Genomic DNA, 18,134 nt, shown 5'->3' with positions numbered 1-18,134 from the left:
TTGCACCGCCTCAGTAACTGTACTCGCCGTAAATCCGGCTGATGTCGCCGTTCCAGTCGCCGTTGTAATGGTCGATCAGTTCGTCCGCCATGGTCTTGCCGGTCTCCACGCTGTCCTTCAGCGCGTTCAGGAAATGGGTCTCGTCCGGCACCAGACCGCCCGCACCGGGACGCGCCCGCGCCACCAGACCGGCCTCGGAAATCTTCAACGCTTCGCGCGCAAGATCGTGCATCCTGATCCCGTTCACCTCGGCCTGAAGCCCGTCCACCGACGCGGCCACACGCAGCCCCTCGCGGGTTTCGGCATCCCAGTCCTTGACCAGATCCCACGCCGCATCCAGCGCCGACTGGTCATAGGTCAGACCGACCCAGAACGCAGGCAGCGCGCACAGCCGTCGCCACGGGCCACCATCGGCACCACGCATCTCGATGTATTTCTTCACCCGCGCTTCGGGGAAGATCGTCGTCAGGTGATCCGCCCAATCCGACAGGGTCGGCATTTCTCCCGGCATTGCGGGCAATTCACCCTTGAGGAAATCGCGGAACGACTGCCCCAGCGCGTTGTGATAAACCCCATCGCGGTAGACGAAATACATCGGCACATCGAGCGCGTATTGCACCCACGCCTCGAACCCGAAACCGTCCTCGAACACGAAAGGCAGCATCCCTGTGCGTGCATCGTCCAGATGCCGCCAGACCCGCCCGCGCCAGCTTTTGTGTCCGTTCAGCTTGCCTTCGAAGAACGGCGATGTGGCAAAGAGCGCGTTGGCCACCGGCTGCAACGCCAATGCGACGCGCAGCTTCTGCACCATGTCTGCCTCGGACGAAAAGTCGAGGTTCACCTGAACCGTGCAGGTGCGCCGCATCATGGTCGTGCCAGCGGTGCCGACTTTTTCCATGTAGCTGTCCATCAGCTTGTAGCGCCCCTTGGGCATCAGCGGCATGTCCTCGTGCCGCCAGATCGGCGCAGCACCCAGCCCGATGAACCCCACACCGATCTTGTCGGCAATGTCTTTCACGTCGCGCAGGTGGTCGTTCACCTCGTCGCAGGTCTGGTGGATCGTCTCCAATGGCGCACCGGACAGTTCCAACTGCCCACCGGGCTCGAGCGAGATGTTCGCGCCATCCTTCACCAGACCGATCAGGTTTGCGCCTTCCATCACGGGGTCCCAGCCATGCGCGTCACGCAGACCCTGCAGGACGGCAAGGATCGAACGTTCGCCTTCATAGGGCAGGGGGCGCAACGTATCCTTGCAATAGCCGAACTTCTCGTGCTCGGTGCCGATGCGCCAGTCATCCTTGGGCTTGCACCCCGAGGCCAGATATTCGGCCAGCTGGTCGTGGTGTTCGATGGGCCCGCCGCCGGATTGGGGGATGGACATGGCGCGTCTCCGGTCTGTCTGCTCGTCAATCGGGGTCAGCCTTGGGCTGATTTCCCGGGGCTGTCAATGCAGGCTCTGGATCCGTTTTTGAAGGTCAGCCCTGCGCCAGAGCACAATTGGCCCGGTGCCCTCGTGTTTCAAGGTCGCCGCCACACGGCCCGGGCTCAGCCCCGGCAGGCTGGCAAAGGCATCGAACAGGACATCCGCGCCTTCCGCGTTCACGGGAATGTGCAGCGCCGGTCCGCCCTCGTGCGTGATGATCCAATGGCGCGGGTGTTCCGTCGGGTCGAGGCTGAGCGACGTCATGGCGTCCAGATCCACCAACCCGCCATTCAGCGGCCCGAAATAGCCGATCCGCCGTTCCACCACCTGCACCACGCCCGGCCCGCCGCCACCCATCCGCGCGCGTCCGCGCTGCAGCCCGGCAAAGAACAGCGCCGCCCCCAGAAACAGGGCCAGATAGCCGATCCAAGTAAGAAGGCCGGGCCTGACGCCCACGACCCAATAGACCCCAAGCAGCAGCACCGCAGCCCCGATCAACGCCTCGCGCCAACGCAGGATCGTCGCGCTTACTTCGGGACGGATAAAGCTCATCGCGGGCCACCGGGAGCCGCACATCCGTCGACGGATGTGCGATTTTCGGTCGACCGAAAATCCGTCACGCCCAGTCCCCCAGCGTGCTTTGCCACAGCGTCAACGCCGCCACCGCAGCCGTATCGGCCCGCAGGATACGTGGCCCGAGGCTGATGGGGCTGGCGCAGTCCATCCCCCGCAGCCGCCTGCGCTCGTCCTCGGAAAATCCGCCTTCGGGTCCGATCAGGATCGCCCACGGCCCCGGCGCATCCGGCAGTCGCCCGCTCTCTCCCGCCAGCGCCTCGTCGCAAAATGCGATCCGCCGCGACGGGTCCCACTTGCCCAACACCCGATCCAACCGTGCGAGATCAGTCACCTCGGGAACGAAGACCCCGCCGCATTGCTCGGCCGCCTCGACCGCATGGGCCTGCAACCGGTCCTGCCGGATGCGCTCGGAATTGGTGTGCGCGGTCTGCACGGGCATCACCCGCCGCACGCCCATCTCCACCGCCTTTTCCACGATGAAATCCGTGCGCGCCTTCTTGATCGGCGCGAACATCAGCCAGACATCCGGCGGCATCACCTGCGGCTGCGACGGCTCCCGGCACACAAGGATGCCACCGCGCTTGCCCGCCTCGGCGACCTCGGCCTGCCACTCGCCATCGCGCCCGTTGAACAGCGCCACAGGGTCGCCAACCGCCATCCGCATCACGCCAAACAGGTAATGCGCCTGCTCCCGCGTCAGAGGAACCGGTTGTACCGCCCCAAGCGGCTGCTCTACAAAAAGCCTGACTTTCGCACGCATCTTCGAATTCATGGAGCAACACATATGCCCGGCCCGCAGATTTCACCAGACCAGAGCGGTCAGGTTGCCGATGCCGTCACGGGCAACTGGGTCGACACGCTCGCCCCGGCATGGTCTCGCCCGTACCTGCGATTAAGCCGCGCGGATCGTCCCATCGGCACATGGCTGCTCTATCTGCCCTGCGTCTGGGGTGCGCTACTTGCGATGTTCCACACCGGAGAGGCGCGGCTCTTTGATGCGTGGATCATCCTGGGCTGCGGCATTGGCGCCTTCCTGATGCGTGGCGCAGGCTGCACATGGAACGACATCACCGACCGCGACTTCGACGGCAGCGTTGCCCGTACCGCCTCGCGACCCATCCCGTCCGGTCAGGTCACGGTGAAACAGGCGCTGAGCTGGGCCGTGATCCAATCCCTTATCGCGTTCTGTATCCTGATCACCTTCCCGGTTCAGGCGATCCTGCTGGGCATCATCGCGCTGTTGCCCGTTGCGATCTATCCCTTCGCCAAACGCTTCACGTGGTGGCCGCAAATCTTTCTCGGCATCGCCTTCAACTGGGGTGCGCTGCTTGCATGGACGGCCCATACGGGCGAACTGCAATGGCCTGCGGTGTGCCTCTACCTGGCCGGCATGGCGTGGACACTGTTCTATGACACAATCTACGCCCATCAGGACAAGGAAGACGATGCGCTGATCGGCGTCAAATCCACCGCTCGCCTTTTTGGTGAGGCGACCCCCAAATACCTTGCATGGTTCCTCGTCCTGACCGTTGCGCTGATGGGCTATGCCATCATCCTCGCGGCTCCGCGTGGCGAGATCCTCGCCCTGGTGCTCGCGTTGGGCGGACCTTGGGCGATGGGCTGGCACATGATGTGGCAGATGCGGCGCCTCAAGCTGGATGACATGGACCGGCTGCTGCATCTCTTCCGGTCCAACCGGGATGCCGGTCTGATCCCTGTGCTGTTTTTCGCCACTGCCCTTTTCGCGTGATTGCCATCCGGAGCGGTGCAGCGTATCGCTTTGCCGAGTTCAACTGACGCGGACTGTGCATGCGCCTGTCTTCTGTTTTCATCCTCTTCTGTGCCTTCGCCACGGCAGCGGTCCTCAGCATCGGGGCCGCATGGGTGGCGGCTGGAGCAGTCGAGGAAAGCTCGGAACGGGCTGTGCGCACAGAGCTTGACCGCGACGCGCTGACCTGGGCCGATGTGGACACAAACGGATTGCTGGTCTTCCTGATCGGCACCGCCCCAACCGAAGCCGCCCGGTTCCAGGCGCTCAGCGCCGCCGGTCGCGTGGTCGATTCCGCCCGTGTCATCGACCAGATCGATATTGTCGACAGCGATGGCATCACGCCGCCCCGCTTCTCGGTCGAACTCTTGCGCAACGACAGCGGTGTGTCCATGATCGGTCTCTTGCCGGCTGCGTTGGACCGCGAGCAACTGGTCGCGGACATCACCCGCGCGGTGCCGGATGTACCCGTGGCCGATCTGCTGGAAGTCGCGGAATACCCTGTCCCGGACGGGCTTGAAGACGCGCTGACCTATGCCGTGTCCGTGCTGCGGGTTCTGGACCGATCAAAGATCTCGATCGAGGCGGGGCGCGTCGCGATCAAGGGTGCCGTCGAAAACGAAGACGCCCGCCGCCGGGTCGAGGCAGATCTTGCGCGCCGCGCCGAAGACAATCTGCGCCTTGCACTCGACATCACTGCACCCCGTCCCGTGATCTCGCCTTTCACGCTGCGCTTCATCAAGGACGCCGAGGGCGTCCGCTTTGATGCCTGCGCCGCCCCGACCGAAGACGATCGCGCCGAAATCCTCAAGGCCGCGGCCGAGGTTGGTCTGACCGGAAAGCTCGATTGCCGTCTGGGTCTTGGCACGCCGACCAATGACTGGGGAACTGCCACAGCCATGGGCATCCGTGCCATCGACGCGCTGGGTGGTGGCAGCATCACCTTTGCCGATGCCGATGTGACACTCTTTGCGCTCGAAGGCACCGATCAATCCCTGTTCGACCGGGTTGTAGGCGCTCTTGAAACCGACCTGCCGGACGTGTTCGTGGTCAATGCAACACTGCCCATACCGCCCGAAGCCGCGCCGGAAGGCATCCCCGAATTCGTCGCAACCCGCAGCCCGGAAGGCGAGGTGCAGTTGCGCGGTCGCATCAACAGCGAAATCGCCCGCACCACCGCCGACAGCTTTGCCCGCGCCGCCTTTGGCTCTGCCACCGTGCGGACAACCGCGCGGGTCGATGAAGCCCTGCCTGCCACATGGTCCAGCCGCGTTCTGGCTGGTCTCGAAGCACTGTCGCGGCTGTCCAACGGTGCCGTCACCGTAACACCCGACGCGCTGACCATTACGGGCAACACCGGCAACCAGAACGCCAGTTCCGAAATCGCGGGTCTGCTTGCGGACAAGCTGGGCGAAAGCGAGCATTTCGAGATCGACATCACCTATCAGGAGAAACTCGATCCCCTGCTGGGCATTCCGACGCCCGAGGAATGTGAGGCCCAGATCGTCGAGATCATCGGCGACCGCAAGATCACCTTTGAGCCGGGCTCGGCCACACTCGATCTTGCGACGCAGGACATCATGGACGAGATCGCAGAGCTGCTGAAACTCTGTGGCGACATTCCTCTGGTGATTGCGGGCCACACCGACAGTCAGGGTCGGGAAGAAATGAACCAGCAGCTGAGCCAGGACCGCGCCCAGGCCGTTGTCGACGCGCTGCGCCAGCGCCGCGTCCTGACCGCCAGCTACGAAGTCCGCGGCTATGGCGAAGAACAACCCATCGCCAGCAACGACACCGAGGATGGCCGCGAGGCCAACCGCCGCATCGAATTCAAGTTGCGCCGCCCCGAACCGGTCGAAGAGTCAGAAACCACGCTGGAAAGTATTGAAGATTCCGCGCCAACAGACGAAACATCTGCAAGCGACGGCGCAGAGGGCACCAGCGATGGACAGAACTGAGTTTGTCATCACGACAGCGATCATCCTTTTTGTTGCATTCTGTCTTGGATGGTTTGCCAATTGGCTCGTGCACCGGTTCACCCGTGTCAGCCAGGCGGACATGGATCAGCTGGAGCGCATGAGCCAGGAACTGCATGAGGCCGAAGAAACCCGCGATCAGGCGATCACCTACCTTCAGCAGCGCGAAGCCGAACTGACCAACCAGCTGGCCCAGACCGAAGCTGAACTTGCCGCCGCAATGGAAGGCCTGCGCGATGCCCGTCATGAGGCCGAAGAACTTCGCGTCTATCTCGAACGTGTGACCGCTACCCGCTGACGATCCGATATCATGTAAAGGGGCTTTGCCATGACAGCGACACGTATACTGGCTCTTGGCGTGGCCCTTCTGGGCAGCCCCGTTTTTGCAGAGGGCGATGTCCCGCCCGGCACGGTGTTCGTCTGCGACGAAGGCAGCGCCACCTCTCCCGCCATACAGGTGGTCATTCCTCCGCGCCCCGATGGCACAGCGACGCTGATGCTGGACAGCGAAGCGCTCGAAATGGCACCGGTTCCGGTGGGGTCGGGCTTTGGCTACGACATCGTCCTGCCTCTCGGGCATTTTCTTGTGCGCGGCAAAGGCAGCGAAGTCATGCTCTTTGTTGATGATCAGGACCCGAAACTCTGCGTTCTTCCAGCGGGGTTTGAAGCGCCAGACACCGCGACATACCCCAAGGCGGCGTCACTCGGCGGCAATGTCCGCAGCGGACCGGGCATCGACTTTGCCCGATCCGGCAGTTTGGGCTATGGCGCGCCCCTGTCGATCCTGACCGCAACCGGTGTGATCTTCGACGGCTACGAATGGTTCGAAATCGAAGACACGGGTGGCCAGCGCGGCTTTCACTGGGGCGGCATCATGTGCAGCTTGAACGCCGATCTTCCCGGTGTTTTCAGCACCTGTCCCGCCGACATCCAATAGGGTCACCGATCCGGCAGCGGGATGAACTCCGCATCGTCCCCCGGCGGCAACTGGAACCGACCCGAGGCCCAATCCCCGGCGCGCCAAGCTTCCTTGGCCTCTTCGATCCGCTCTTTCGACGATGCAACGAAGTTCCACCAGATATACCGCGACCCTTCCAGCGTTTCCCCGCCCAAAAGCATCACCCGCGCGCCCATCGGCCCGGCCTGCAGGGACAACCGATCCCCCGGACGGAACACCATCATCCGCCCCGCCTCATAGGTCTCTCCTGCTACCGTCACCGACCCTTCCACCACGTACACGCCCCGATCCTCGTGATTGTCGGGCAGTGGGATCGCAGCACCTGCTTCTAGCACAGCATCGGCATAGAACATCTCGGACGCGGTCTTGACTGGCGCGCGTTCGCCCCACGCATCGCCAAGGATCAGCCGCACGGATTTGCCCTCGCCCTCAAGGAACGGCAGCGCCTCCACCGGCGCATGTTCGAACTCGGGCGCGCGGTCCTCGTGATCCTTGGGCAAGGCGACCCAGGTCTGAATCCCGAAAAACGGCATCGGATCGGTCTGCGTGTCGTCGTCGGTGCGTTCGGAATGGGTGATCCCATGCCCCGCCACCATCCAGTTCACCGCACCCGGTTCGATCCACGCATCGGTGCCCAGACTGTCCCGGTGGTGCATCCGACCCCGAAAGAGGTACGAAATCGTCGCCAGCCCGATATGCGGATGCGGCCGTACGTCCAGACCCTTGGTCGGCAGGAACTCGGCCGGTCCCATCTGGTCGAAGAAAATGAACGGTCCCACCATCTGCCGACGCGGCGCGGGCAGGGCACGACGGACTTCGAAGCCACCCAGATCGCGGGCGCGCGGGATGATAACGGTTTCGATGGCGTCCACGTCATCCCCGGTCGGGCAATGCGGATCAAGGGCGGGATTCCAGCTCATGGCGGTGCTCCTTTTGTGTGATGAAGCTGAAGATAGAGTTTTTGCAAAAATGCGCAATAAAAGTCATTAGCGCAATATTTGCGCGAATTTGCACAAAACATGCAGCTCCCTCTGACGGATTACTCGAAGGTTAAAAGGACCGTTCCGGCTCCATTGTTTCGCGTGCGAAACATCAGGACCAGATCGGACCTATCTCTTTCTTCGGCGCGACCGCTGCTTGCGCAGACTGCTGCGCCCCCGTGCGTGGAAATCTGGCGGCCGTTTCGACACCCAGTCGAAGAACGCAGCAAGATGCGGATGCGCCCTCAGCGCTTCGGGTGTGTTGAACGCGCGCGCCAACTCGGCTTCGCTCAGGGTCGCATGGATTTCCTGGTGACAGATATGGTGCACAAGGATTGTCGGGCCGCCCTTGCCGCCTTTCAGTTTCGGGATCAGGTGATGCAGGCTTTGCCGCACCCCCGGCGGGATTGGGCGCAGGCATAAGGGGCAGATCGGATCGGTCTCGACCAAAGCAGCATGTCTCCGATGCGCGAGGCTTGTGCTGGAGCGTGGCTCAAGGCATCTAATTGAAACAAGGGGACGAAATTTCAAGGGAATCGGCATGGATTGGGACCTCTCGGCGCAACCGCCCATCGTCCAGAACGCGGCGGCTCTTGCGCTTCAGGGCTATGAAATCGCCCTGGTCTGGTTGCTGTCTCCAGCCGCCTGGTCTCAGTTCGCGCTGCTGATCCTGGCCTATCTTGCGGCCGTGATCGTTGCACGGCGCCTTCGACCGTTTCTGACCCGCCTCTTCACGCCTCCGGCGGACAGCCAGTCGCTTCTGTCGCGCATGCGTCGCGGTCTGCTGCTGGCGGTTCCTCTGGTGTTGCCGGTTCTCGCCTATGTCTTCGCCGCAATCGGTGAGCAGGTCACGCGGAGCGTGTTCGGAACCGGCACGGTAATCGCCTTCGGCAAGGGGGTGTTCCTCTTCCTCGCCGCGCGCGTGCTGGTGCGCGACATAATCAGCGATCCGTTCCTGAAACTGCTGGGCCGCTATGTATTGCTGCCCGTCGTGGCGCTTTATGCCGTGGGGCTGCTCGACCTCCTGACCGAGCGGTTGGACAACACGATTGTTTCGCTTGGAAACATCTCGTTCTCGGTGATGTCGCTGTTGCGCGGGGTGATCGCCGGGTCGCTTCTGTTCTGGCTGGGGCGCTGGTCGAACGATCAATCCGCCGCCTACATCAACAAGCAGGAAGAGATGCGCCCCGCCACGCGCCAGCTTGCGGCGAAGGCGGCGGAGCTCATGATCTTCGGCCTCGCCTTTATTCTGCTGATGAACATCATGGGCATCCCGCTCACCTCACTGGCGGTGTTGGGCGGTGCGATTGGTGTGGGTTTGGGTTTTGGTTTGCAGAAAATCGCATCGAACTACATCTCGGGTGTGATCCTGCTTCTTGAAGGGCAGGCGACCGTCGGCGACTATGTCGAACTCGACAACGGACAGGCGGGCACCATCGTCAAGACAACTGCGCGCGCGATGATCCTTGAAACCTTCGATGGACGCTGGATCGTGGTGCCGAATGAGGATTTCATCACAACGCGGATCATCAACTACTCGGATCAGGGCAGCGCCAACCGGCTCGAAGTGGCGTTTTCGGTCAGCTATGACACCGACATCAATCTTGTGCCGGACATCATCGTAGACGCCGTGTCCAAGCATCCCGGCGTGCTGCAATCGCCCGAACCGCCCGATGTAGAGCTGCGCGGCTTCGGTGACAGCGGCATCGACTTCGGGGTAGAGTTCTGGGTGAACGGTATTGACGACGGCAAGAACAAGTACGCCTCGGATGTGCTGTTTCTGATCTGGAAAGCGCTCAAGGAGCACAATATCGAAATCCCCTATCCCCACCGCGTTGTCGAACTGCGCAATGCGCCATCGGCAGAGTGACCGACGCGCTCGTCATCGGAGGCGGGCCTGCGGGCCTGATGGCGGCCGAGGCGCTGTTGGTGGCAGGGCGGGCCGTGACGCTGGTCGAGGCGAAACCGTCGATTGGCCGCAAGTTCCTGATGGCGGGAAAGTCGGGGTTGAACCTGACCAAGATGCAGGCCTTCGGACCGTTCCTCGCCTCCTACGGCGCAGGTCTGCATCCGACAATGCGGGCCTGTCTCAAAGCGTTTGGACCCGACGAGGTGAAAGCCTGGACCGAAGGCTTGGGCCAGACCACCTTCACCGGATCGACCGGTCGGTTGTTTCCCGATGCAATGAAAGCGTCACCCCTGTTGCGCGCGTGGCTGGCACGATTGGACGGGTTGGGGCTTGAGCGGCACACCCGCTGGCGTTGGGTCGATTTGGAACGGAACATGCACCACTTTGAGACACCCGAGGGCGCGCGTGTTCTGGCGCCTCGCGTGACGGTCTTTGCGCTGGGCGGCGCAAGCTGGGCGCGGCTGGGTTCTGACGGACACTGGGCAGAAGGTTTCGCGGCGAACGGGATCAAGGTCGTGCCGTTCCAACCGTCGAATGTCGGGCTGATGGTGGACTGGTCTGATCACATGACCCGCCATTTCGGTGCGCCGTTGAAGGGCATCGCCCTGCACGCGGGCGATCAGATGTCCCGCGGCGAGGTGGTGATCTCGAAACGCGGGCTGGAAGGCGGCGGCGTCTATCCCTTGGCCCCGTCCCTGCGCGAAGGGGCCGAGCTGACCTTGGACCTGTTGCCCGACCTGACGCTTGAGGCGGTGGCTGACCGTCTGGCAAAACCCAAAGGCAAGGCCAGCCTGTCAAACCATCTGCGCCGGGTTCTGAAACTGTCCCCGGCGGCGCAGGCCATCCTGCGGGAGTTTGTGCATCCCTTGCCGGATCATCCAACTGCCTTGGCAAAGATGATCAAGGCCGTTCCCATTCGTCACGCGGGCTTGCGCCCGATGGACGAGGCGATCTCGACGGCTGGAGGCGTGTCCTTCGACGCGCTGGACGACACGCTTATGCTCAAGGACCGACCCGGGACGTTCTGCGCGGGCGAGATGCTCGACTGGGATGCGCCGACGGGGGGGTATCTGCTGACCGCCTGTTTCGCGACTGGGCTTTGGGCGGGGCGTCACGCGGCGGAATACGACCGACTGTGACGTGACGTTGGGGCGTGACACGTCAACTTGCCCCGTGTCAGGTGATGCCAACGGAGGAGTTCTGCCATGACCACATACCCGCATATGCTGGCCCCGCTCGACCTTGGGTTCACGACGCTGAAGAATCGCGTGCTTATGGGGTCGATGCACACCAATCTGGAAGAGACCGGCGACTGGAACCGCGTGGCCGAGTTCTATGCCACCCGCGCACGGGGTGGCGTGGCGCTGATGGTCACGGGCGGCATGGCGCCCAACCGCGAGGGCGGGGTGTTTCCGGGTGCGTCCGGGCTTTTCACCGATCAGGACATCGCCAACCACCGGATCGTCACCGACCGGGTGCACGAGGCCGACGGCAAGATCGCGATGCAGATCCTGCACGCGGGGCGCTATGCTTATGGCAAGGAATGTGTGGCACCTTCTGCGATCAAATCCCCGATCTCTCCGTTCCCGCCGATCGAATTGGACGAGGACGGGATCGATAAGCAGATCTCCGACATCGTGACCGCTGCGAAACGGGCGCAGGAAGCCGGGTATGACGGGGTCGAGGTGATGGGGTCGGAGGGGTACTTCCTCAACCAGTTCCTTGTGACCCACACCAACAAACGTACGGACAGGTGGGGTGGATCGTACGAGAACCGCATGCGCTTGCCGGTCGAAGTGGTGCGCCGTGTGCGCGAGGCGGTGGGGCCGGAGTTCATCGTGATCTACCGGTTGTCGATGATCGACCTGGTGCCGAATGGGTCGACCCACGAAGAGGTCGTGCAACTGGCGCAGGCGATTGAACAGGCCGGGGCCACGATCATCAACACCGGCATCGGCTGGCACGAGGCGCGGATACCGACGATTGCCACAAGCGTGCCGCGTGCGGCGTTTGCGTGGGTCACGAAGAAGCTTATGGGCAAGGTGGGGATTCCGGTGATCACGTCGAACCGGATCAACACGCCCGAGGTTGCGGAAGAGGTGCTGGCGACGGGTTGCGCCGACATGGTCAGTATGGCGCGTCCATTCCTGGCCGATCCGGATTTCGTTGCGAAAGCGGCAGCGGGCAAGGCGGCGCAGATTGCGCCTTGTATCGCGTGCAACCAAGCCTGTCTGGATCACACGTTCCAGATGAAGATCTCGTCCTGCCTTGTGAATCCGAAGGCGTGTTTCGAGACCGAGTTGAAAGTTGAACCAGCGGTAAACGCAAAGCGCGTTGCGGTGGTGGGCGCGGGTCCGGCGGGCCTGTCAGCTGCGATCACGGCGGCAGAGCGCGGGCATCAAGTGACGCTGTTCGACAAGTCCGACGAGATTGGTGGTCAGCTCAACATGGCCAAGCAGGTGCCGGGCAAGGAAGAGTTCTGGGGGCTGGTCGACTGGTTCCGCACGATGGTCGCGGAAACCGGGGTCACAGTGTCCTTGGGCAAAGAGGTCACAGCGGATGATCTGATCGGCTTTGACGAGGTGATCATCGCCACGGGTGTTCTGCCGCGCGATCCGCAGATCCCCGGTCAGGATGGGCCGAACGTTCTGGGCTATGTGGATGTGCTGCGCGGCAAGGCGGCTGTTGGAAAGCGGGTTGCTGTGGTCGGTGCCGGGGGCATCGGGTTCGATGTGTCCGAGTATCTTGTGCATGAAGGCGAAAGCCCGACCGAAAACCTGCCTGAGTGGATGAAGGAATGGGGTGTCACCGACCCAGCCGACCAGAGGTCCGGTCTTGCGCCCGAGGGGCCACAACCCAGTGCCCCAGCGCGGCAGGTGACGCTGCTTCAGCGCAAGGCGGAAAAACCGGGCAAGCGGCTGGGCAAAACCACGGGTTGGATTCATCGCATGAGCCTGATGATGAAGGACGTGCAGATGAAAGCGGGTGTGAATTACGAGCGCATCGACGCCGAAGGTCTGCACATCTCGTATGGCGAGGCGCGGGAGCGGCCCGAGGTGATCGCCTGCGATACCGTGGTTCTGTGCGCCGGTCAGGTGTCGGAGCGGTCTCTGGCCGATGCGCTCGAGGCGCGTGGCGTGACCTGCCATGTGATCGGCGGGGCCGATGTTGCGGCGGAACTGGACGCGAGGCGGGCGATCGATCAGGGCACGCGGTTGGCGGCGACGCTGTAAGGAACGGCTGGGGCGCGCGATGCGTTGGGATGTCAGACAGCGGGGCATCCGGCCCCGCTTGGACATTCAACACATCAGGAGGCCCATAATGCCTGCAATCAGTGACGCAAAAATCCTGCTCATTTCGACCCATGGGTTCGAGCAATCCGAACTGGAATTCCCACGCGATCAACTGCGCGCCAAGGGGGCCAAGCTGCATGTCGCCACGCCCGACGGTAACGCGATCAAAGGCTGGGAGGGCAGCGACTGGGGGCGCGAGGCCGAGGCGGATGCCAGAATCGTGGACGTGTCGGTCGAGGATTACGACGCGCTGGTCATTCCCGGCGGTCAGATCAACCCGGACCTGCTGCGCGTCGACGAAGACGTGCTGGAACTGGTGAAAGCCTTTCACGATCAGGGCAAGACGATTGCCGCTGTCTGTCATGCGCCGTGGGTGCTGGTCGAGGCCGGTATCCTGAAGGGGCGCGAGGCGACCTCGTACCATTCTATCAAAACGGATGTGATCAATGCCGGGGCGCATTGGAAGGATGAAGCGGTGGTGGTCGACCAAGGCATCATCACCAGCCGTCAGCCGGATGATCTCAAGGCCTTCGTGTCGAAGATCGTGGAAGAGATCGAAGAAGGTCGACACCAGCGCAAGGCTGCGTGACGCCTGTCTGGAAGATCGGATGGAAAGCCGGGCGATGTGCCCGGCTTTTTGTCATTCGGTGACGGTGAAGGTGATGACCTCGCTGACCACTGGCGGAGTGTGCGGGACATGGAAATGGTCGCCCAGCACCAGCTGGATCGTGTGCTCTCCGGGTGGCAGGTCGAGCGTGGTCTGAGTCTGGCCGCCGCCGAAGTGGATGTGGTTCTCATCTGCGGGGATGCCGTTGGCGATCATCTCGGCATCGTCGGCCCCTTCACCAAAAGCGGCGCGGTTGAGCAGAATATGGTGATGGCCCGTGCCTTCCTTTTCGACACCTGCAGGGGCGACACCCATGCCGGCCAACCCGAAGATCACGGTGACGGGCGACTGAACGGTTGTGCCGTTTTCCAGATTGACGACATAGGCCATCGATTCCGGGTTTGACGGCGTGTCGCCCGCGTGGGCGAAACTTGCTGTCGAGATGGCCAAGGCGGCCGCGAAGATAAAGCGATACATGAATGTCCTCCCTGATGGGGAAGGGTGCCTTCCCCTGCGTCAAAGATAGGGCGCGCGTGTCGGTTTGCACAATCACGGTTGTGCGCAGGGCGTGGCAAAAGCCGTTTCCGTCTGCACGACATTGCCCAACAAAACCCAGATATTGTCTGCAGAGTGCCCAAGTCGCGCCTGATTTGACCGCCATACCCGGTTTGACGAAACACGAGGAACACGTATGGACCGTCTTACCGAAATGGAGGCCTTTGCCACGGTTGTGGATCAAGGCGGCTTTACCGACGCGGCCAAGAAGATGGGGATTTCCAAGTCCGCTGTCTCGAAGCATGTCTCCGCGCTCGAGGCCCGTCTTGGGGCACGTCTGCTGAACCGGACGACACGCCGTGTCAGCCCGACCGAGATCGGTCTGGCATATTACGACCGGGCGCGACGGGTGCTGAACGATGCAGGCGAGGCTGACGCGCTGGTGACGTCGATGCAATCGGCACCGTCCGGGCTGCTGCGGATCAGTGTGGCGACCGATTTCGGTGTGAACCATCTGTCGCCTGTGCTGGGTGAATTCCTGTCGGATTTCCCGGACATCACCGTGAACATGGTTCTGAACAACCGGTATGTTGAGCTGATTTCCGAGGGCTTCGACATGGCGGTGCGGATCGGCGAGCTGGAAGATAGCACGCTGCGCGCGCGGAAGCTGACCGAGACCACGAAACGGATGATCGCGGCACCGTCCTATTTCGAGAAATACGGCCGCCCGCGCCGGATCGACGATCTGAACGAACACAAGCTTTTGCACTACTCGAACCAGTCGAGCGGTAATGTATGGAAGGTGACGGCGCCCTCTGGCGAGAAGCGCCAGATCCGCACGGCGGGCTGGCTTTCGGTGAATGACGGGCAATCCCTGCTCAATGCCTGCGTGGCGGGTCTGGGCATCGCCTATCTGCCGTCGTTCCTTTATGCCGATGCGATGGACAAGGGGCTGGTCGAGGATGCGATCCCGGATCTGCCCATCGACACGCAGGGCATCTACGCGGTGTATCCGCCGGGCCGGTTCACCCAGCCCAAGGTGCGCGCCTTCATCGATTTCCTTGTGCATCAATTTGCCGACAAAGGTCCGAAGGACTGGTAATCCGATCCTCCCTCGTCTGTTCGCAGACCACCTTGACGCCCCGGATGCCATAGCCGGGGCGTTTTTTCGTGGTGGTTTCCGGGTTGCGACCCGAGCCGTGCGGGGGCAGTGTCTGGCGACCTCAACCCCTGTGCCGGAGATGCCGCTCATGCCCTTCACCCTTGCCACCTGGAACATCAATTCGGTCCGTCTGCGCGAAGGGCTGGTGGCCAAGCTGATGGCTGAGGAAGCGCCGGATGTGCTGTGCCTGCAGGAGTGCAAGAGCCCGGTCGAGAAGATCCCGATGGAGCAATTCCAGGCACTGGGCTATGGCCACATGATCGCGCGGGGGCAGAAGGGGTATAATGGCGTTGCCATCCTGTCGAAGCTTCCGATCGAGGATGTGGGTGACAAGGATTTTGCGGGCCTTGGCCATGCGCGGCATGTGGCGGGACGGCTTGAGAACGGGGTGACGATCCACAATTTTTACGTGCCTGCTGGCGGCGATGTGCCGGACCGGGAGGTGAACGAGAAGTTTGGGCAGAAGCTGGATTACCTGACCGAGATGCGGGACTGGTTCCATGCGGAACGGCCGGAGAAGGCCATTCTGGTGGGGGATCTCAACATCGCGCCGCGCGAGGATGATGTCTGGTCGCACAAGCAACTCCTCAAGGTGGTGAGCCATACGCCCATCGAGGTTGTGCATTTCGGCGAAACGCAGGATGCGGGGCGTTGGGTGGATGTGACCCGTCAGGATATTCCGGAAGGATTGCTGTATTCCTGGTGGAGCTACCGCGCGAAGGATTGGGATGCGGCTGACAAGGGACGGCGGTTGGACCACGTTTGGGCGACGCCGGACATTTCCAACGCGGCGCATTCCAGCCGGATCCTGCGGGATGCGCGGGGGTGGGACCAGCCCAGCGATCATGCTCCGGTGTTTGCGACGTTTGATCTGTGATACCCGCAAAGGTGTGATGATTTCTCACCTTCCTCGCGTATTTCGTGCAGATTTCCCAATTTAGGATTTTCAGCAGGTGAAAATTGGGAAGCACGCTCTGTAATTGTTTGGCACTCTGGTGACAGGCAAGGAAACACGGAGCATCTCATGGCCCTTCAAGACACCGATACCGCAGCGCGCCCCGGCTTTCTGCGGGGGTTCATCGACCATCCCGCCAGCGTGAACGAAACCTACCTACAGCATGCGGGGTTTGCGTTTGGTTTTGCCGGGCGGTTGTTTCTGGCGTCGATGGCGGCGCTGATCCATGCGGTGATCCCGCCGCTGTTCGAGACCACGGCCAGCCGGATGATCCGCCAGATGCACGCGCGGATCGAAGCGCGGCATACCAGCGCCGGACACTGAGCATGTGTCGCCTTGCGGCCTATCTGGGGCCTGCGGTTCCGATTGCGCATGTTGTCGTGGACCCGGCGCATTCGCTGCTGGAGCAGAGCCAGCACGCCAATGAGGCGAAGCTGGCGGTGCAGGGCGATGGGTTCGGTTTTGCGTGGTACGCCGAGGGCGAAGGGCCGGGGTTGTATCGCGATGTCCTGCCCGCATGGTCGGACGGCAACCTGCTGAGCCTGTGCAAGATGATCCGGTCGCCGCTGTTTCTGGCGCATGTGCGGGCGTCCACCACGGGCGAGACCACGCGGCTTAACTGTCATCCGTTTGCACATCGGCGTTGGTCGTTCATGCATAATGGGCAGGTGCCCGACATCGACCGCATCCGGCGTCCGTTGGAGGCGCTGTTGCCGGATGAGTTGTACCTTGCACGGCGGGGGACGACGGATTCCGAACTTATTTTCCTTCTATTGATGGCGCATGGGCTGGAGCGCGATCCGGCAAAGGCGGTGCAGGCTGTGGTGGCACTGTTGCAGGCGCACAGTTGCTACGGGCAGGGGTGCGAAGAGGCCGTGCGCCTGACCTGTGTCATGTCGGATGGTGAGGCAATCTATGCCTTCCGTCATGCCAGCGATGCCCGCGCGCCGAGCCTTTATGCTGCGGAAACGCGGGAGGGTGGCTGGATTCTGGCGTCAGAGCCGCTCGATGCCGAAACGCTGGTCTGGACGGCGATTGCGCCGGATGGGCTTGTCTGTCTGTCGCATCAGGGGATGAGCCGCACGCCTCTGGACCTGCGTCTGGCGCGCGCGGCTTAGGCGCGCATGTTGAGCAGGGCTTTGCGGCGGCGCGAGACGGTTTCGCGTCGGTCCTGCGCGCGTCCGACGCGGAAACTGCGCGCAACGAAGTCGATGTGATCGGCGGCGGCATCTGCCGCTTCGTCCGTCTTGCCGCGGATGATCGCATCCGCGATGCGCTTGTGCTGGTCCAGCAGCATCTCGCCTGTGCCGTCGATGGCGCGCAGGAAATCCCGGTTGTAGAACACGTTGCGTGCCATGAGCTGATAGATCGCGGACATGGTGTGCACCATGAGCGAGTTGTGGCTGGCATCGACGATGGCCGCGTGAAAGCGGACATCGGCATCGCGTGATGCTTCGGACTTGCCTTGGGCATGGGCCTCTTCGAGTTCGCGAATGATGCTTTTCAGCATGTCCCGGTCTTCCTCGGTGGCGCGTTCGGCGGCGAGCATGGCGGCAAAGCTTTCCTGTTCGCGGCGGAATTCGAGATAATCTTCGAACGCGGTGACATGGCGCGCGTAGAGATCGACAAGCGCGGGCGACATGGCTGACCCCACGAGCGGGGCAACGAAATTGCCTTCGCCGTGGCGGACGATGATCAGGCCGTTTTCCTCGAGCCGTTTGAGCGCCTCGCGCACCTTGGGGCGCGAGACTTTCATCTCGTCCGCCAATGTGCGTTCCGAGGGCAGGCGGGTGCCGTCCTTGAGCACACCGGAGACGATCAGCTCTTCGATGTGGTGGACGATGGTGTCCGCGACCGATTCGTGACCGACCGGTCCGAAGAGGTTTGCGACGGAGTTTGGCATGGCTCTTCCCAGGGTCTTGGATCGTTCAGTGGTAAAATAAGTGATCCTTTTGGGTGTGCAACGAAAATGTCGCAGCCATGCGTTTGGCGCAGGTCTGAGTTGCAGTCAAATGATAGCAAAAACAGATAA

The 18,134-nt window shown here is 62.4% G+C and carries 19 protein-coding genes; 12 read left to right on the top strand and 7 right to left on the bottom strand.

Features of this window, described 5'->3' with window-relative positions; translation table 11 throughout:
* Positions 1-10 precede the first annotated feature (10 nt).
* The 3 genes from MRY75_RS12365 to MRY75_RS12355 all read right to left on the bottom strand — a co-directional run bounded on the left by MRY75_RS12365 (position 11) and on the right by MRY75_RS12355 (position 2,759).
* Positions 11-1,381, bottom strand: a complete 1,371-nt coding sequence (locus MRY75_RS12365; RefSeq protein WP_292308227.1) for a glutamate--cysteine ligase — start codon at positions 1,379-1,381, stop codon at positions 11-13.
* A 63-nt stretch (positions 1,382-1,444) separates the two neighbouring features.
* Complete coding sequence (locus tag MRY75_RS12360) at positions 1,445-1,975, bottom strand: hypothetical protein (protein WP_292308225.1); 531 nt, start codon at positions 1,973-1,975, stop codon at positions 1,445-1,447.
* A 64-nt stretch (positions 1,976-2,039) separates the two neighbouring features.
* Entirely contained in the window at positions 2,040-2,759 is a 720-nt protein-coding gene (locus MRY75_RS12355; protein WP_292308314.1) for a 16S rRNA (uracil(1498)-N(3))-methyltransferase, read from the bottom strand.
* Positions 2,760-2,783: 24 nt separating this feature from the next.
* Between MRY75_RS12355 and ubiA the strand changes: the two genes are divergently transcribed.
* The 4 genes from ubiA to MRY75_RS12335 are packed head-to-tail and all read left to right on the top strand — an operon-like array spanning position 2,784 to position 6,680.
* Entirely contained in the window at positions 2,784-3,749 is a 966-nt protein-coding gene (gene ubiA / locus MRY75_RS12350) for a 4-hydroxybenzoate octaprenyltransferase (protein WP_292308223.1), read from the top strand.
* A gap of 59 nt (positions 3,750-3,808) precedes the next feature.
* On the top strand, positions 3,809-5,725 hold the full coding sequence (locus tag MRY75_RS12345; RefSeq protein ID WP_292308221.1) for an OmpA family protein: 1,917 nt from the start codon (positions 3,809-3,811) through the stop codon (positions 5,723-5,725).
* The gene (locus MRY75_RS12340; protein WP_292308219.1) at positions 5,712-6,041 is read left to right on the top strand and encodes a hypothetical protein; all 330 of its coding nucleotides are present in this window, start codon (positions 5,712-5,714) and stop codon (positions 6,039-6,041) included. The genes MRY75_RS12345 and MRY75_RS12340 overlap by 14 nt, the downstream gene beginning before the upstream one ends.
* Positions 6,042-6,071: 30 nt before the next feature.
* Positions 6,072-6,680, top strand: coding sequence for a hypothetical protein (locus tag MRY75_RS12335; RefSeq protein ID WP_292308217.1), 609 nt, complete (start codon positions 6,072-6,074; stop codon positions 6,678-6,680).
* 2 nt (positions 6,681-6,682) lie between these two features.
* Here MRY75_RS12335 and MRY75_RS12330 read toward each other — a convergent pair whose 3' ends face one another.
* Both MRY75_RS12330 and MRY75_RS12325 read right to left on the bottom strand, forming a co-directional pair.
* Positions 6,683-7,621 carry a pirin family protein gene (locus tag MRY75_RS12330; RefSeq protein WP_292308215.1) on the bottom strand — a complete coding sequence of 313 codons (939 nt, stop codon included), beginning with the start codon at positions 7,619-7,621 and terminating at the stop codon, positions 6,683-6,685.
* Between the two features lie 189 nt (positions 7,622-7,810).
* Positions 7,811-8,131, bottom strand: coding sequence for an HNH endonuclease (locus tag MRY75_RS12325; RefSeq protein ID WP_292308213.1), 321 nt, complete (start codon positions 8,129-8,131; stop codon positions 7,811-7,813).
* A gap of 91 nt (positions 8,132-8,222) precedes the next feature.
* Here MRY75_RS12325 and MRY75_RS12320 point away from each other — a divergent pair, with 91 nt between their 5' ends.
* The 4 genes from MRY75_RS12320 (at position 8,223) to MRY75_RS12305 (ending at position 13,472) form a co-directional block, all read left to right on the top strand.
* Entirely contained in the window at positions 8,223-9,551 is a 1,329-nt protein-coding gene (locus MRY75_RS12320) for a mechanosensitive ion channel domain-containing protein (RefSeq protein ID WP_292308211.1), read from the top strand.
* Positions 9,548-10,729: a TIGR03862 family flavoprotein gene (locus MRY75_RS12315; RefSeq protein WP_292308209.1), complete on the top strand. Its 1,182-nt coding sequence runs from the start codon at positions 9,548-9,550 to the stop codon at positions 10,727-10,729. Before MRY75_RS12320 ends, MRY75_RS12315 begins: the two co-directional genes overlap by 4 nt.
* A gap of 66 nt (positions 10,730-10,795) precedes the next feature.
* Positions 10,796-12,823 (top strand): NADPH-dependent 2,4-dienoyl-CoA reductase, encoded by a 2,028-nt coding sequence (locus MRY75_RS12310; protein WP_292308207.1) that lies wholly within the window; start codon positions 10,796-10,798, stop codon positions 12,821-12,823.
* 88 nt (positions 12,824-12,911) lie between these two features.
* Positions 12,912-13,472, top strand: a complete 561-nt coding sequence (locus tag MRY75_RS12305; protein WP_292308205.1) for a type 1 glutamine amidotransferase domain-containing protein — start codon at positions 12,912-12,914, stop codon at positions 13,470-13,472.
* 51 nt (positions 13,473-13,523) lie between these two features.
* Here MRY75_RS12305 and MRY75_RS12300 read toward each other — a convergent pair whose 3' ends face one another.
* Positions 13,524-13,967 carry a DUF4399 domain-containing protein gene (locus tag MRY75_RS12300; RefSeq protein ID WP_292308203.1) on the bottom strand — a complete coding sequence of 148 codons (444 nt, stop codon included), beginning with the start codon at positions 13,965-13,967 and terminating at the stop codon, positions 13,524-13,526.
* A gap of 214 nt (positions 13,968-14,181) precedes the next feature.
* Between MRY75_RS12300 and MRY75_RS12295 the strand changes: the two genes are divergently transcribed.
* The 4 genes from MRY75_RS12295 (at position 14,182) to MRY75_RS12280 (ending at position 17,220) form a co-directional block, all read left to right on the top strand.
* Positions 14,182-15,087, top strand: coding sequence for a LysR family transcriptional regulator (locus MRY75_RS12295; protein ID WP_292308201.1), 906 nt, complete (start codon positions 14,182-14,184; stop codon positions 15,085-15,087).
* Between the two features lie 148 nt (positions 15,088-15,235).
* A complete protein-coding gene (locus tag MRY75_RS12290; protein WP_292308200.1) occupies positions 15,236-16,024 on the top strand; it encodes an exodeoxyribonuclease III in 789 nt (262 codons plus the stop codon).
* Positions 16,025-16,171: 147 nt separating this feature from the next.
* Positions 16,172-16,426, top strand: coding sequence for a DUF6356 family protein (locus tag MRY75_RS12285; RefSeq protein ID WP_292308198.1), 255 nt, complete (start codon positions 16,172-16,174; stop codon positions 16,424-16,426).
* 2 nt (positions 16,427-16,428) lie between these two features.
* On the top strand, positions 16,429-17,220 hold the full coding sequence (locus MRY75_RS12280) for a class II glutamine amidotransferase (protein WP_292308196.1): 792 nt from the start codon (positions 16,429-16,431) through the stop codon (positions 17,218-17,220).
* Here MRY75_RS12280 and MRY75_RS12275 read toward each other — a convergent pair.
* Positions 17,217-18,005, bottom strand: coding sequence for a FadR/GntR family transcriptional regulator (locus tag MRY75_RS12275; protein ID WP_292308194.1), 789 nt, complete (start codon positions 18,003-18,005; stop codon positions 17,217-17,219). The two genes, MRY75_RS12280 and MRY75_RS12275, sit on opposite strands and share 4 nt — an antisense overlap.
* Positions 18,006-18,134: the final 129 nt, after the last annotated feature.

It is taken from the genome of Marivita sp. (assembly GCF_022763305.1).
GTDB lineage: Bacteria > Pseudomonadota > Alphaproteobacteria > Rhodobacterales > Rhodobacteraceae > Marivita.
Note: the sequence above shows the minus strand (reverse complement) of the source record. Positions and strands in the feature narration are given on the sequence as shown.